This window comes from Amycolatopsis sp. NPDC114478, assembly GCF_055633805.1.
In genome coordinates, this window is the sequence record NZ_JBVKDO010000017.1 from 37,182 (window position 1) to 53,103 (window position 15,922).

8 protein-coding genes are annotated in these 15,922 nt (G+C 69.9%); 5 read left to right on the top strand and 3 right to left on the bottom strand.

Translation table 11 applies throughout. The annotated features are described in order from the left end of the window. Positions 1-6 precede the first annotated feature (6 nt). Together ACZ7OH_RS36635 and ACZ7OH_RS36640 are read left to right on the top strand one after the other, a co-directional pair. Positions 7-6,324, top strand: a complete 6,318-nt coding sequence (locus tag ACZ7OH_RS36635) for a polymorphic toxin-type HINT domain-containing protein (RefSeq protein ID WP_470285053.1) — start codon at positions 7-9, stop codon at positions 6,322-6,324. Continuing rightward, positions 6,324-6,812 (top strand): hypothetical protein, encoded by a 489-nt coding sequence (locus ACZ7OH_RS36640; protein WP_470285054.1) that lies wholly within the window; start codon positions 6,324-6,326, stop codon positions 6,810-6,812. The genes ACZ7OH_RS36635 and ACZ7OH_RS36640 overlap by 1 nt, the downstream gene beginning before the upstream one ends. A gap of 792 nt (positions 6,813-7,604) precedes the next feature. Here the strand turns inward: ACZ7OH_RS36640 and ACZ7OH_RS36645 are convergent. Beyond that, on the bottom strand, positions 7,605-8,585 hold the full coding sequence (locus tag ACZ7OH_RS36645) for an ArsR/SmtB family transcription factor (protein ID WP_470285055.1): 981 nt from the start codon (positions 8,583-8,585) through the stop codon (positions 7,605-7,607). Between the two features lie 162 nt (positions 8,586-8,747). Between ACZ7OH_RS36645 and ACZ7OH_RS36650 the strand changes: the two genes are divergently transcribed. Then, positions 8,748-12,368: an nSTAND1 domain-containing NTPase gene (locus tag ACZ7OH_RS36650; protein WP_470285056.1), complete on the top strand. Its 3,621-nt coding sequence runs from the start codon at positions 8,748-8,750 to the stop codon at positions 12,366-12,368. A gap of 59 nt (positions 12,369-12,427) precedes the next feature. Beyond that, positions 12,428-13,420: a hypothetical protein gene (locus ACZ7OH_RS36655; RefSeq protein WP_470285057.1), complete on the top strand. Its 993-nt coding sequence runs from the start codon at positions 12,428-12,430 to the stop codon at positions 13,418-13,420. A 522-nt stretch (positions 13,421-13,942) separates the two neighbouring features. Here the strand turns inward: ACZ7OH_RS36655 and ACZ7OH_RS36660 are convergent. Beyond that, the gene (locus ACZ7OH_RS36660; protein ID WP_470285058.1) at positions 13,943-14,428 is read right to left on the bottom strand and encodes a hypothetical protein; all 486 of its coding nucleotides are present in this window, start codon (positions 14,426-14,428) and stop codon (positions 13,943-13,945) included. 237 nt (positions 14,429-14,665) lie between these two features. Further along, on the bottom strand, positions 14,666-15,685 hold the full coding sequence (locus ACZ7OH_RS36665; protein WP_470285059.1) for a Scr1 family TA system antitoxin-like transcriptional regulator: 1,020 nt from the start codon (positions 15,683-15,685) through the stop codon (positions 14,666-14,668). On the opposite strand from ACZ7OH_RS36665, the gene ACZ7OH_RS36670 reads away from it, so the two are divergent. Next, entirely contained in the window at positions 15,639-15,821 is a 183-nt protein-coding gene (locus ACZ7OH_RS36670) for a hypothetical protein (protein WP_470285225.1), read from the top strand. The genes ACZ7OH_RS36665 and ACZ7OH_RS36670 overlap by 47 nt on opposite strands. The last annotated feature ends 101 nt before the right edge of the window (positions 15,822-15,922 follow it).

A 15,922-nucleotide genomic window follows, 5' to 3' on the forward strand; every position in this document is an offset into this window, starting at 1 on the left:
ACTCCCATGTCGTACTCGCACGTCCGCGTGACCGGCCGCCGGGCCTGGACACGCGTGCTCGCCCGGGCACTGGCCGTGGTGCTGACCGTGACCATGGCGCAGGCTGTCGCGCTGCCCGCCGAAGCCGCCGCTGGCGGCCCGAGTGTGCCGCTGCCGAACACGAGTTCAGTGCCGGTATCCGGCGCGGGCACCGTCGCCGCGCCACCGGACGCCGCGGGGTCGTCGGCCCTGCACGGCGACCAGCCGGCGTCGTCCGGCAAGGCGGGTGCGGGCAACAACGGCGCGACGCCGCTCTCGCCGAGCGCCACCTGGCAGGTCTCCGGGCAGACCGGCGACTTCTCGTGGAACTACCCGATGCGGGTGCCGCCGGTGCCCGGCGGGCTCACGCCGAACCTGGCGCTGTCCTACACGTCGTCCGCCGTGGACGGCCAGACCGAGGTGACGAACAACCAGCCGGGGTGGCTCGGCGACGGCTGGTCGATGTGGCCGGGTGCGGTCGACCGCACCTACGCGTCCTGTCTGGACATCGACAACCCGACTCCCGAGACGACCGCCGACATGTGCTGGCGCAGCGACAACGCGACCGCCACGTACTCCGGCGGCGGCGGGCAGCTGATCCGCGACGACAAGGCGTCGCCGGAGAAGTGGCGGCCGAAGTCCGACGACGGGTCGCGCGTCGAGCGGTTGTGGGGCGCGGCCAACGGCGCGTGGAACGGCGAGTACTGGAAGATCACCACGGTCGACGGCACGCAGTACTTCTTCGGCTCCGAGCCGTCGTCCAACTCGACGTGGACCGTGCCGGTGTTCTTCCGTGACGCGATCCGCTGCCACGGCGCGACGTTCGAGACGTCTTCCTGCAACCAGGCCTGGCGATGGAACCTCGACAAGGTCATCGACCGGCACGGCAACGAGATCCGCTACTACTACAACGCCGAGACGAACAAGTACGCCCTGGACCGCAAGGCCGCCGGGGTGTCCTACGTCCGCGGCGGCACGCTCGACCACATCGAGTACGGCCTGCGCGCGGACGACCCGTCGGCGGCGGCCGTGGCGCGGGTGGACTTCGGACTGGCCGACCGGTGCGTGCCGGGCAGCGACTGCGTGCAGTCCAAGCCCGCGAACTGGCCGGACGTGCCGTGGGAATCCTCCTGCACCGGGGACACCTGCGACACCAAGAAGCAGGACTCGCCCAGCTTCTTCTCCACGAAGCGGCTGACGACCGTCACGACGAAGATCTCCGACGGTGGGGGTGGTTTCCGCGATGTCGACTCGTGGACGCTGGACCAGCAGTACCCGGATCCCGGGGACGGCGAGAAGGCCGCGCTGTGGCTGAAGGGCGTCACGCACACCGGCGAGGTCGGCGGCTCGGTGGCGGTTCCGGAGGTCACCTTCCAGGGCACCGCCTACCCGAACCGCGTGGTCAAGGTCGACGGCCTCGCCGTCCTCAACCGCTACCGCATCACCGGTGTCGTGTCCGAGGCGGGCGGCGTCACCGCGGTGCAGTACGCGGGTGCCGACTGCACGGCGGCGAATCTGCCCAAGCCGGAGTCGAACTCGCAGCGCTGTTTCCCGGTGACGTGGGCACCCCGTGACTACGCGCCGCGCGCCGACTGGTTCCAGAAGTACGCCGTGGCCAAGGTGTCCACAACGGACAGGTACTCGTCCAGCCCGACCCAGGTCGTGAGCTACGAGTACCTCGACGGCGCCGCGTGGCACTACAACACCTCGGAGTTCGTCCGGGACAACAAGAAGACCTGGGACGAATGGCGCGGCTACGACCGCGTCCGCATCCGCACCGGCACACCGGACGACCCGAGCGCGCCGGTCACGATGAGCGAACAGCGCTTCTACCGCGGCATGGACGGCGACAAGACGCCCACCGGCACCCGGCACGTCCAGGTCGCCGACTCCGAAGGCGGCCAGCGCGACGACTCCGACTGGCTCGACGGCTTCGGCTACGAATCCGCGACGTCCAACGGCGAGAGCGGCCCGGTGATCGCCAAGTCGATCACCACCCCGGTCGTCCAGGGCCCCACGTCGGTACGCGGCGCGTACCAGGCGTACCTGGTCCGGCCGGGCCACGTCGTCAACTACACCGCCCTCGACAGCGGCTGGCGGACCACGCACACCGACACCAGCTACGACGACAAGGGCCTCCCGACCCAGGTCGACGACTACGCCGCCCCCGACGACGAAAAGTGCGTCCGCACCAGCTACCAGCGCAACACCGATGCCTGGCTGATCGACTACCCGTCCCGGGTCGAGGTGGTCTCCGTCGGCTGCGCGACGACGCCGAAGTACCCGGACAACGCCGTTGTCGACGCGGTCACCACGTACAACGCCGTCGGTGACCCGCTCGGCCAGCAGTCGCTCACCGGGTACGACGCGGACTTGAAACCGCAGTACTACACCAAGGCGAGCGCGACCTTCGACGCCTACGGCCGGGCGCGGACGTCGACCGACGGGGTCGGGAACGTGACGAAGGCGGACTTCGTCCCGGACACCGGCGGCCCGGTGACCGGCACCGTCACCACGGACCCGGCCGGGTTCACCCGCAAGATGACGCTGGATCCGGCGTGGGGCGTCCCGGTGAAGGACGTGGACGCGAACAACGGCGTCAGCGAGAACGCCTACGACGCGCTCGGCCGGCTCGTCGAGGTGTGGGGGCCGGATCGCGACCGCAGCAAGCAACGCGGCAGCGTCCAGTACAGCTATGCGGTGCACAACGACGCGCCGACCGTCGTGACGACCACCAAGATCGGTCCCAACGGCAACTACGCGACGTTGAACACGCTGCTCGACGGCCTCTACCGGCAGCGGCAGATCCAGGCTCCGGCGCCCGGCGGCGGCCGGCTCATCAGCGACGTCCGCTACAACACCCACGGCACCGCGTACGAAACCACAGCGCCGTACTACAACGACGGCGCGGTCGACACGAACCTGGTGCTGGCCACCGAAACCAGCATCCCGCTGTCGAACGTGACGAAGTTCGACGGCGCGGGCCGCCCGGTCACCGCCGTCACCCAGGGCTACGGCACCGAGAAGTGGCACAGCAGCATGACCTACCACGGTGACCACGTCGACGCGACGCCACCGGCCGGGGGCACGCCGACGACGTCCTGGAGCGACGAGCGGGGCAGGCAGACCGCGCTCTGGCAGTACCACGGCCCGACGCCGACCGGCGATCACGACGTGACCAGCTACGCCTTCAACCAGGTCGGCGAGCCGAAGTCGATGACCGACGCCGCGGGCAACAGCTGGATGTGGGGCTACGACCTGCGCGGCCAGGTCACAGCCAAGACCGACCCGGACACCGGCACGACGACCACCACCTACGACGACGACGGCCGCCCGGTCAGCGTCAAGGACGCGCGCGGGGTGACCGTGGTGTCGAAGTACGACTCGCTCGGGCGGCAGGTCGAGGAACACCAGGACTCGCTCACCGGACCGCTGCTCGCCGAGCGGAAGTTCGACACGGCCACCAACGGCAGGGGCCTGCCCGCGTCGGAAACCCTTTACGACAACGGAAACGCGTACACGACCACGATCGGCGGCTACACGAAGCAGGGCCAGGTCCTGTCCTCCACGCTGACCATCCCGGCCGTCGAGAAAGGCCTCGCCGGCAGCTACACGACGTACTCGCGGTACAACCCGGACGCCAGCCTGGCCAGCAGCTCGCTGCCCGCGATCGGTTCGCTGCCGCAGGAACCGCTGCTGTACACCTACGACGATCTGGGGCACGCCCTCACCCTCAACGGCGGCTACAACGGTGACACCTTCGACTACGTCACCGATGTGCAGTACACGAAGTACGGTGAAGCGCAACGGATCCAGCTCGGCGACACGGGCAAGCGCACGTGGCTTTCGCTCTACTACGACGACACCACGCGGCGCCTGAACCGCCAGATCGTGGACGCCGAGGTTCCGGCGCCCATGCAGGCCGACGTCAACTACAGCTACGACAACGCGGGCAACGTCACCAAGATCGCCGATACCCCGCTGGGCAAAACCGCCGACACCCAGTGCTTCGGCTACGACTATCTGCGACGGCTGTCGAACTCCTGGACGCCGTCGGACGGTGACTGCACCGTCTCGCCGGACAAGGCCACCCTGGGCAGCGCGGCGCCGTACCGGCAGAGCTTCGGCTACGACCTGACCGGCAACCGCACCAGCGAGACCGACTACGGCATCGGCGGCGCGGGCAACACGGTCAAGACGTTCAACTACCCGAAGGCGGGCGGCCCGCAGCCGCACACGCTGTCCAGCGTGGACACGACGTTGCCCGACGGCAGCAAGCAGCACGACGCGTACACCTACGACGAGGTGGGAAACACGAAGTCGCGCCAGCAAGGGTCCACCGTGGACCAGACGCTGGTGTGGAACGCGGAGAACGAGCTGGCCTCGGTCACCGACAACAAGAAGAAGACCACGACCAGCTATCTGCGCGACGCCAACGGCAACCAGCTGATCCGCCGCGACCCGACCGGCTCGACGCTGTACCTGGACGGCCAGGAACTGCACGTCGACCTCGCCGGGAACACCCCGACGCCGACCCGCTACTACACGATGGGCAAGAGCACGGTCGCGGTCCGCACCGGCAGCGGGCTGCACTGGATCGCGGGTGACGACCAGAACACCCAGAGCCTGTCGATCGACGCGGGCACGCTCGCGGTGTCGCAGCGCCGGTTCCTCCCGTTCGGTGCCCAGCGCGGTTCGTCGCCGACGGACTGGCCGGATCAGAAGGGGTTCGTGGGCGGCAACGACGATCCGTCCACCGGCCTGACCCTGATCGGCGCTCGCCCGTACGACGCCTCCGCCGGCCGCTTCCTGGCCGTCGACCCGCAGCTGGACATCTCGGATCCGCAGTCGGTGAACGGCTACGCCTACGCCGGCAACAGCCCGAAGACGTTCAGCGACCCGAGCGGCATGTGGTGCGACGGCTGCAACGACGGCAAGGGCTGGACCGGCCCGGACGGCGGCAACAGCGACGGTACCGACTACGACCACGGCGGTGGCACGGGCGGCGGCGCGTCGAGCACACCGCCGAAGCCGCCGACGGTGAAGGTCAAGGACACGAGGACGCAGCGCCAGTCGTACTTCAAGTCCAAGGGGTACAACAACCAAGGCGTCATCGAGACCTACGAGACCACGTACATCGACTTGGAGATCGGCGGGGACTGCCCGGCCGGCTTCATCGGCCCGTGCGCTCCGCCGAGGATGGTCACGGTCGAAGACAGCGTGCTGGTCAGCACCACGTGCTACGTCTGCCAGGGCAAGGGGCAGAACGGGGGCGTCGTCGGCTGTCCCGACGACACCGGGAAGTACGAGCCAGGGCGCCCCAGCGGTCCCTCGCTCAGCGATTTCGCCGATCTCGCCAAGGCGGTGATCTTCGATCCGGGCGCTTGTATAGGCGCCGATGCGAGCGTCGGCAGTTGTCTCCTCGAACTGGCCTCCGTGGCTCCGGTGGGCAAGATCCTCAAGGGCGTCAAGGTCGGCGACGAGATCCTGAAGGGGATCCTGGACGCCTACAAGGCGGATAAGGACGCCGACCGGGTCGGCAAGGGTGCCACGTCGTGCTTGCTGCACAGTTTCGTAGCGGGCACAGAGGTGGTGCTGGCAGATGGCACGACGAAGCCGATCGACCAAATGAAGGTCGGCGACGTAGTGGAGGCGACCGACCCGGCGACCGGCGAGACGGGGCCGCACAAGGTGCTCGCCACCATCGTCCACGGTGACGAGGGAGACCTGACCCACCTGACGATCTCCGGCGGCGGTTCGCTGGACGCGACGTCGTGGCACCCGGTGTGGGTGGATGAGCTGGGGCAGTTCGTCCCGATCGGTCAGCTGGTCGTCGGCGAGCACGTGAAGTCGGCTGACGGAACGCACTCGGCGGTCACGGCCGTCCGGCACTACACGCAGGTCCGCCTGGTCTACGACCTGACGATCGAGGGCGTCCACACGTACTACGTGCTGGCCGGTGCCACGCCGGTGCTGGTGCACAACGACAACGGTGGGCTTGGTGACAACCTTCACCTCTATGGCGACTACACTGCGCGCATGGATCAGTTCAATGTTCGCGGCAATGAGGCGTCGTTCGAGATCCATCTCTATTTCAAGGGAAACGAAGTCGGTGTTTTCGGCAGCAACGGCTTCTTCAACAAGCACGGCATCAATGCGGCGGATATCTCCGTTCCGGATGAGGTTTACAACCGTCTGAAGGGTATAGCTATCGCCAAGATGCGGAATATTCAGCAACTTAGTTCTGGCGATAGCGTCAAGGGTGACAACTGGAAGCGGCCGATGCGGGGAACGGGTGCTTGCTGATGCGCTATGTACGCGTTGCCGCATCCCAAGACCCGGTTGCTGCCAACGTTCTTGATCCCGGGCCATACCTCAACGAGCTGCCTAGGATTCAGCTTGAGCTTCCCCCTGGCGCGCGGGAGTTTGCGACTGATCCCGATCACTACGATTTCACCAGTTCGCGATGTGTCAAGGATCTGCGCTTGGGAACTTTCGTACTCAAAGAAGCGGAACATGCGAAGTTGACGGTAGAGCTGACCCTCGCGCCGAATCGATTCAAGCATTTAACGGGCTTGTCTATTCGATATGATGGTGTAACGAGCATAAAGGTCAATGTCGGTCGGCTGGGTTCCGATGTGCGCGTATGGCCGGCGACTCCCAGGCTGGGCGATGTTCAGTTGGATGAGATACTGCCCGGTGACGGAGGCTGCACGCATGAGATCGAGATGACAGGCGGAAGTATCGATGTTACCTGTGAAGATCTGCATGCGAGATGGGAGTCGCGGCCCTGAACGTCATGTGTCGCTGGATCGTTGAGGGTCAGCACTTCGGGCGGGCGCGGGTTGAGGAGCGCGGTGACCCACAGGAGGTAGCGCAGGGTTCCGTCGGAGAGTTCGGCCACGTCTAGCGGGCGCAGCAGGCCGTGCTGGCGAACCGGACCTCGAACCGGCCGTCGCCGGCAGCGGGTCGACGCAGGGCTGGCAGGCGCCGGCCCAGCGCGGCGTGGTCGGGGAACTGGCCGGCCCGGGCGGGTGCTGTCTCGATGTGCCGAACAACGACCCGACGCAGAACTCGGTGTTCCATCTACGACGGCAAGTTCCCAGGTGTACAGCAAGAGCCTGGACGCGATGGCCATCGGGGCTGGCCGCGGGATGACCAAGTCCGCCTGCTTGCAGCTCGGCGACCCAGCAGCAGGACGTCCAGCCGAACGGCCTGGTCAACGTCGGTACGCAACTGGTTCTCGACGACCAGAACGACAACGCGGCCAACGCCAACGCCCGCAGACTTGGATCCCGTACGGCAGCCCGCCGCAGAAGTGGTCTACTCCGCCCGCGCCAACGTCGCGGGGCCGTAGGGCCGCGCCGGCGATGGGACGTTCCCAAGGGCACCCCCATCGCCGTCGAGAGGGTTGAACCACGATCGAAAAGCTTGTGGCGGGATGGTCTCCTCCCGCAGTCTCGGGGGCGACCGGGGAGGGTCCGGGACGGACACCGCGCCCGACAGGCGGGCGCCGGTGACCAGAAGGCGGCGTGAGTGTGGGGCCTCAGTACTGGGGGGAGGGGCCCCACGCTCACCGACCGGTGTCACACGCGGGCTTCGCGACCTCCGAGGAGATCGGCGCCGAGCACCGTCAGCCGGTGGATGACCGCCGTTCCGGTCCGCTCGGTGGTGACCAGCCCGGACGACCGGAGGATGGAAGCGTGGTAGCTCGCCGCCGAGGTGGTGATGCCGACCCGGTTGCCCAACTCGGTCGTCGTGCAGCCCTCGGCGAGCACGCGCAGGGCCGTCGCCCGGGTGGCGCCGAGCAGGTTCGCCAGCGCGGCGGAGTCACCGGAGGCCTCGGAAGCCGCGGTGGCCTCCGGCCGGGCTTCGGCCGGGTAGACGAGGACCGGCGGCAGTCCGGGATCGGCCAGGAGCGTCGGGGCCTGCCGGCAGAAGTAGGCGGGCACGAGCCGCAGCCCGCGGCCGCCGAGCTCCAGTTCGCCGGTGACGTGGTCGCCACCGACTTCCAGGGCGTGGTCGCGCCAGGTGAGCGCGGGATGCAGCGAGTTCAGCAGCACGTCGGTGCCCTGGACGGCGAGGACGCGGGTGCGGGCGGTGAGCTCGTCATCGACGACTTTCTCGATCGAGGCCCAGTGCGGCCGCAGCGTGCGCCGGTGGTACTGGGCCAGGGCGCGCCCGAGGTCGGCCAGCTCGTACCGGTCACCGGACGCCAGTCGGGCGCCCCACTGCGGGGGTGCCGGGCGGTGGGTGAGCAGTGCCAGCTCCGTCCCGATCCGCCGTGCCGGCGTGCGGAGCACCTCGTCGAGTCCGGCGGCCAGGCCCGCCGACGCTTCGCCCGGGGTGAGGAAGTCGGGGGAGTAGCCACGGGGAGGGGCCAGGCGCAGCAGCGACCGCGTCGCGCTGTCGAGCGTCACGCCGGCCCGCCAGCGGTCCAGGCGTGGATCCGGGGTGCGGGTCTGCAGGGCGTGCAGGCTGAGCAGGAGCTCCCACAGCGGATCGGGCCGGGTGGCGAAGGTGAGCCGGGTCAGGTCCGCCGCGGAGAAACGGATGCGCAACGGCATGGCAGGGAGCCCCTTTCCGGGGGACGGTGGGCGGGAGGAGCGGTCCGATAGCCTGGGCGGCGGCGCGTTCGATCATGGACGGCCACGGGACCGGCGAGAAGAGCGCGACTGTTGACTCTTCGTCGGCGACGTCGGGAAACCTCGTCCGACCAGGGAAAAGGCATGGACGCAGTGCCGTCGTTCGGAGCCGAGCTCCGGCGGCTCAGGACCGAGCGGGGCACGTCGCTCGCCGGTCTGTCCGAGCGGACGCACTACAGCAAGGGTTACCTCAGCAAGCTCGAGACCGGCGCCAAGCGCGCGTCGGTGGAGCTGGCGGCGCGCCTCGACGACGCACTCGAGACCGGCGGCCGGCTGGTCGAGCTGGTCGCCGCCGAGCACCGGCCGATCTGCCCGTACCGCGGGCTCGAGCCCTACAGCGCGGCCGACGCGCAGTGGTTCTTCGGGCGCGAAGAAACGACAGCCGACCTGCTCGACGCCGCGCTCGCGGCGCTGGCGGGCCGGCGGCCGGTCGTGGTCGTCGGGCCGTCCGGCGTGGGGAAGTCGTCGCTGGTCCGCGCCGGGCTTCAGCCGGCACTGGCCGCGGGCGGTCTGCCCGGGATGGCCGGCCGGCCGGTCGTGACGATCACGCCGACCGCGCAGCCGATGGCCGAGTGGCGCCGTTCGTCGCCGGGCGACGGCCCTCGCGTGCTGGTCGTCGACCAGTTCGAAGAGCTGTTCACCCTGTGCGAGGACGAACCGGCGCGACGGCAGTTCATCGAGTCGCTCGCCGGCCTGGCTGCAAGTGGCGAGAGCCTGGTCGTGCTCAGCCTGCGCGCCGACTTCTACGACCGCTGCCTGGCCTACCCCGAGCTGGTGGCCGCCCTGCGGCACCACCAGGTGACGGTCGGCCCGATGACGCAGCCGCAGCTGGCGGCGGCGATCGCCGGCCCGGCGGACGCGGCCGGCCTCGACCTCGAGCCCGGGCTCGTCGAGGTGCTGCTCGCCGACATCGGCGACAGCGCGGCCGGCGCCCTGCCCTTGCTGTCGCACGCGTTGCTCGCGACCTGGCAGGAACGGGAAGGCTCGACGCTGACCGTGGCCGGGTACCGGCGCGCCGGCGGCATCGCCGGCGCGGTCACGTCCACGGCCGAGGAAGCGTTCGGCTCGCTGGATCCCGCGGAGCAGGACGCGGCCCGGCGGCTGCTGCTCCGCCTGGTCCGGGTGGGCGTGCACGAGCAGGACACCCGCCGTCCGGTGCGCCGCGAGCAGCTGCTGCGCCAGCTGCCCGGCGAGGCGAGGACGGCGTTGCAGGAACTCACCTCCGCGCGGTTGCTGACTGTGGACGCCGACGTCGTCCGCATCACCCACGAGGCCCTGCTGCACGCCTGGCCACGCCTGCGCGAGTGGATCGCCGCGGACCGCGAAGGACTGCGCGTGCAGCACCGGCTCAGCGAAGCCACCGAAACCTGGGAAGCCGAACAGCAGCACGCCAGCCTGCTCTACCGCGGCCCCCGGCTGGCGCTGGCCGCAGACTGGGCCGCCGACCACGACGACCGGCTCAGCCCGGCGGAGCGCGCCTTCCTGACCGCGAGCCGCGAGGCGGCCGAGGAGGAGGCTCGGCGCGAACGGCGGCAGACCCGTCGGCTGCGGTCACTGGTCACCGGCCTGGCGGTGCTGAGCGTGCTGGTGGCCGTCGCCGCGACGGTCGCCGTGAGCAAGAGCCGGGCCGCGGATACCCAGCGGGACATCGCCGTGTCGCGCGAGCTGGCCTCGGAGGCGAACCAGCTGCGGCAGACCGACCCGGAACTGGCGACGCAGCTGAGCCTCGCCGCCTACCGCGTCGCCGACACCCCGCAAGCCCGCGGGAGCCTGCTCAGCGCGTCCGGTTCGACCTCGGTGACCCGCTTCAAACCCCACCCCGGCAGCATCACCGGCATCGCGTTCACCGGCGGCCCCGGCTTCGTCACCACCGGCCTGGACGGCACCACCCGGTTCTTCGCGCTGTCCGGTTCGGGCGATCCGGTTCCGCACGCGGTGCTGCGCGGCGGGGCCGCATCGGTGACCGCACTCGCCGTGGCATCCGGGCAGCGCCTGCTCGCGACCGCCGACGAGGCCGACACCACCCGGCTGTGGTCGACCGCCGACCCGGACCGGCCCGCGCTCCTGGGCAGCGTCCCGGTTCCGCAACAGCCGCTGGCGCTGGCGCTGAACCGCGCCGGGACGCTGCTGGCGGCCGGGCGGGAGGACGGCGGGGTCGACGTGTGGGACGTCCGCGAACCCGCGCGACCGGTGCGGGCCGGCACGCTGCCGCCCACCGGCAAGGCCGTCCGGGCGCTGGCGTTTTCGCCGGTCTCGGCGGAGCTGCTGATCGGTGGCGACGACTTCACCGCCCGGCTGTGGGACGTCGCCGGGGCGCCCGGACCGGCGTTCGACACGCACACGGCGACCATCCGCAGCGTGGCGTTCAGCCCGGACGGCAGCACGGCCGCGGTGGGCAGCGACGACCGGACGATCGACCTGTTCGCCGTCACCGATCCGCACCACCCGGCGCTGCTGCGGAAGCTGACCGGGCACACCAACGCCGTGCAGGGGCTCGCGTTCAGCCCGGACGGCCAGACCGTCGCCACCACGAGCGACGACCAGACGGTCCGGCTGTGGAACACCGCGGACGCCACCACGCTGACGTCGCTGTCCGAGCCCGCGCCCGCGCGGTTCGCCGCGTTCGCCCCGGACGGCACCACCCTCGTCACCGGCGACGACCTCGGCGGCCTCTGGCTGTGGCACCTGCCGCCGCCGACCTTCGCCAACCGCGGTGGCACCGCGATGGCCGTGTTCGACCCGCACCGCCCGCAGCTGGCCTTCGGCGCCGAGGACGGCGTGGTGCACCTGAGCGCACTGGCCGACCACCACGAACTCGGGACGATCGCGGACGGCCCGGGGAAGGTCTGGGCGCTGGCCTACGCGCCGAAGGCGCCGCTCCTGCTGGTCGCCGGGGCGGACCGGGTCGCCCGCCTCTGGGACGTCTCGGATCCCGCCCGGCCGCGGGCGGTCTCGTCGCTCGGCGAGGCCGCGACCGTCTACACGGCACGGTTCCGGCCCGACGGCAAGTTGCTCGCCCTGAGCGGGACGGCCCACGACGTCGTCCTGTGGGACGTCGCCGATCCGGCGCACCCGGTCCGTCTGCCGGACCTGACCGGGCACACGAACGCCGTCGACGGCCTGGCGTTCAGCCCGGACGGCCGGCTGCTGGCGACCGGCAGCGACGACTACTCGAGCCGGATCTGGGACGTGTCGGATCCCCGCAGCCCGCGCTTCCTGGTCCGGCTGACCGACCACAGCAACGCCGTGGCGTCGGTGGACTTCAGTCCGGACGGCACGACGCTCGCCACCGCGTCGGAGGACCACACCGTGCACCTGCTGGACGTCCGGAACCCTGAGCACCCGGTGCAGGTGGCCGAGCTGACCGGCCCCGCCGACGCGATCTCCCAGACGGCCTTCAGCCCGGACGGCCACCTGCTCGCGACCGCCGGGTTCGACGCGACGGCCCGCGTGTGGGACGTCTCCGACCGCGCCCGCCCGCAGGCGCTGGCCGTGCTGACCGGGCACGCCGGCCTGGTGATCTCGGTGGCGTTCAGCCCGGACAGCCGCCGGCTCGCCACCGCCGGCGAGGACCACACCGTCCGGCTGTGGACCACCGAACCCGAGGACGTCGCCACCCGGATCTGCGCCCTGTCCGGGCCGCCGCTGACGCCGGCGCAGTGGAGCCACTACGTGCCCGACCTGCCGTTCCGCCCGCTGTGCTGACCCTTTCGAGCACGTTCGAAAGCCTGGCGCCGCGCGGCGGCGGGCGCCAGGCTGGCTTCATGACGCGTTCCGGGCTCGTGCTGTCTGCTGTGGTGCTGCTGTGCTCGGTGCTGACGGCGGCCCCCGCGCAGGCCCTCGACGGACACGGCGGCTCGAACTACGCTTTCTACCAGATCGACCACGATCCGGGCGGGTGCGACCGCGAGCCCTACGGCGTCGTCAACAGCTACGACAAGGCGCCCGCGACGATCGGCGCCCAGCTCCGCCAGATGTACGCGGCGGGGCAGCGCCGCCTGAGGATTCCCCTGTTCCACCAGCACGGCCCGGACTCGGGAACGGTGATGAACTCGACCGGCGGCCGCCTTTCGGCGCAGAACCGCAAGAACCTCGCCGACCTGCTGGCCGCGGTGAAGGCGACCGGCTACCAGGAGATCGAGCTCGGGTTCTTCCCCATCGGCGTGGCGGACCCGCACGACTGGACCCAGTGGAACGAGGACCAGTACCAGGAGAACCGCTCGATCGTCGAGGACGTCCGCTCGGTGGTGCGCGCGGCCGGCCTGCCCTACCAGCTGGACCTGCTCAACGAAGGCATGCCGATGAGCGGGCAGACCACCCTGCGCGACTACGCCAAGCGCCTCTGGCACGACTACACGACCGCGCACGGGAAGGCCGACACCGTCGGGTTCTCGATGACGGTCTGGATCGCCGACCGAGCCCGCCAGATCCCGGACGTCTACGGCGCCGACGTCCCCAACGTCTTCGACGTCCACCTGTACGGCGACGACAACGGGAACGGCGACGAGTACCAGCAGTTCGTCGACGCCCACAACGAGCTGGCGAGCAAGGGCTACCACCAGGGCTGGATCATCGGCGAGGCGTACTACGACGACGGGGCGGCCGCCGACGGCATCGCCCGCGCGATCCGCGACACCGGGCAGGTCGTGTTCTACCTGACGCAGTGGCAGCTGAGTCGCGCCGACGGCTGCGCGGACAAGACGGTCGACGTCGCACCCCCGGTGAGCTACGCCCATTACCTGACCTCCGGCTTCTGAGCCGGCTGATCGGACGTCGCTAAGCCACTGTGCCGGGTCGGAGTATCGGACGCGGGGCGAGCGCGTCGGTCCCGTTCGCCGTTGAGTCCGCATGACGGGGACGGCCTTCGGTACCGGGCTGCGTTGGCGGCAGGGTGGTGGCGGGGTCGAGCGCGGTCACGACACCGGCGTTCAACGTCTGCCCCGCGTGAATGTGCCGCACCGCGTCGAGGGCGATCGGCCTTCCGTGGTAGTCCAGGTACGCCTCGGGTGTGCGCTCGGTCAGCAGGAAGAACAGCGCCCTGGCTGACTATGGCTTTGAACTCCTCGAGTCAGCACAAACCCGCCGGCGCGCCGCGAACTCACCCGAACCCGTCGCACTGGTCCGCGCTGGCGCTCGCTTCGAGAACGGCAAACGCGTCAAACAACCCGACGAGCACGCCCCATCCACGGCCGTCCGAACTTTCATCCAGGTCTCTACAATTCCTCGACGGGTGCGGTGCCCTGGCCCGACGGGAGAGGCTCCAGCGCCGCAGGTCGGAATTACCTGGCCTTGGCCTGCGCTAGGAACAGCTTGTACCGTCCCCGTTCGGTCTCGATGTAGTCGAGGATGTCCGCCGCGTACTCGGTGTTGGCCGCAGACCCGTGCAACAGCTCGCGGTAGAACAGCCACAGGCCGGCCCGCGCGAGTTCCTGGGCACGCTCGGGCAAGTCCGGCCGGCCTGCCTTGACCTCGGAGTAGTGGGTATCACCAAGGACGATTTCGGCCACCAGCCGCAGCGTCTCCGTGCGGGCCGCAGCCGGCGGCTCCTCGGTCAGCGCGGCGCAGAGCACCGACATCAGCGGTACCGCCGCCTCGTACAGGTTGCCCTGCACGACGACACTGTTGCCGAGGTAGTCGTAGTGACGCTCGGCTTCCGCCTCGGTGGTCGAAGCGACCAGCGCCAGCACCTCCGCCGGCACGCCGGCGGCTGTGCCGTCGACGGTGGCGAGCGATCCCCAGTCGTGCCGGTTCAGCTCGATGGACACAGCGGACAGCACGGTGGCCTCCTTCGTAGTTACCACTCCGGTGGATTCTCCCCGTGCGGCCTACTCATCTAGGGGCCAGGCCCGTTGTTGGTCGAGCCGAGATTCGAGCACGCGGTCTGTCTGCGATCGGTGGCTACTCCATTCAGGGCGATTCTTCGCGGGGTTCGCCAGTGAGGACGGCAGACATCGCCCGGAGTGCCAGGGCGTGACGTGAGACGCTGAGGGCGTCGGCGAACTTCATGGTGTCATCGAGGGTGAAGGGGATCTCGCCGTCTTCGCGCTCGCGGTAGGCGGAGAAGGTCGGATCGCGCTACGGCGAGCGTGTCCGCCAGGGCAGCGATTTCGGCGAGGGAGAAGGCGACATAGGCACCGCGTTCCAGCTTCTTCAGCTTGGACTCGGATAGGCGGTTGTTGCGGCGAGCTCGGCGTGGTCCAGCTCGCGTGCGGTCCGCAGCGTCGTGACGTGCGGTCCGAGGGTGGTTGAGGGTGATCGGGCGGGCGTGATGGCGTGGTGCGGTATCGCGGCAGGTGGTCGGTGGGGCGAGCGTGGCGCCGGTGGTCGTCGGCGGCGTCACCGTGGTGTTGCGGCTCCCTGGATCGGCTGGCGGGCGTCTGGGTAGCTCGTTGCGCGGTGTTGCGGTGGCAGGGTTCGGTGCGCCCAGTGGTGCCGTTCTTGCGCAACCACGTTGCCGTTGCAAGGTAACGGCGTAGCGCGTCGGATCGGGTGAGGTAGCTGGTGGCGTGGAGTTGGTGGGAGACGACTGCGATGGTTGCCCTGTGCCTGATGAAAAGGGTGAAAGGGGAGATGAGGCCGGGCGGGCGCAGCTCATTGGACAGCAGCAGGACGGTGATGTTCGGCTGTGCGGCGTGGGTGGTGAGGTGATCGAGTTGGTCTCCGCGGAGGTGGTCGGGGCAGGACTGCAGCGCGGTCTCGCCGACGAGGAAGGTGTAGCGCCGGCAGGGTTCGGCGAGGTCGGCGCGGCGCTGGGGCATTGCGCATGCGGTTGCGTCGGCGTGGTCGGGTTCGGCCAGTGGGTGGTTGAGCAGGTCGAGGTCGTGCTGGGGGAGGCGAAGCAGGTCGGGGACCAGGGTGGGGGCCCAGGTGATGGTGTGGTCGGCGAGGTGTTCGTAGTGCCAGGCGATGGCGGCGTCCCCACGGTGGTCGGAGTCGACCAGATCGGAGACGGATCTGCCGCAGGGGCGCGGCCTGGTGACGCGACCCGCCACGGTGTCATCCGGGCGGTCGTTGCCCGCCACGTTGACGCGCGAGGGCGTGACCCTGCTCGCGCGCCTCGACCCCGAGGATCGGGTCCTGGCCAAGCTCGACGAACAGGACCGGCGCGAGCTCCGCAGGCTCCTCGTCGCCGCCGGCCGGGTGGTCTCCCTGCGGTGATCCGCTCGGGGCACGCGAGCGCTGCCGATCACCTTCTCAGCGGCAGAAGCGCGCCTTCCCCGATCATTCCCGAGTGGACAGCTTTCACGTCGTGCTTTTGC

What these genes read in the sequence shown, in the direction of transcription:
- ACZ7OH_RS36635 (WP_470285053.1), top strand. Translation starts at nt 7, where the DNA reads ATGTCGTACTCGCACGTCCGCGTGACCGGCCGCCGGGCCTGGACACGC.
- ACZ7OH_RS36640 (WP_470285054.1), top strand. Translation starts at nt 6,324, where the DNA reads ATGCGCTATGTACGCGTTGCCGCATCCCAAGACCCGGTTGCTGCCAAC.
- ACZ7OH_RS36645 (WP_470285055.1), bottom strand. Translation starts at nt 8,585, where the DNA reads ATGCCGTTGCGCATCCGTTTCTCCGCGGCGGACCTGACCCGGCTCACC.
- ACZ7OH_RS36650 (WP_470285056.1), top strand. Translation starts at nt 8,748, where the DNA reads ATGGACGCAGTGCCGTCGTTCGGAGCCGAGCTCCGGCGGCTCAGGACC.
- ACZ7OH_RS36655 (WP_470285057.1), top strand. Translation starts at nt 12,428, where the DNA reads ATGACGCGTTCCGGGCTCGTGCTGTCTGCTGTGGTGCTGCTGTGCTCG.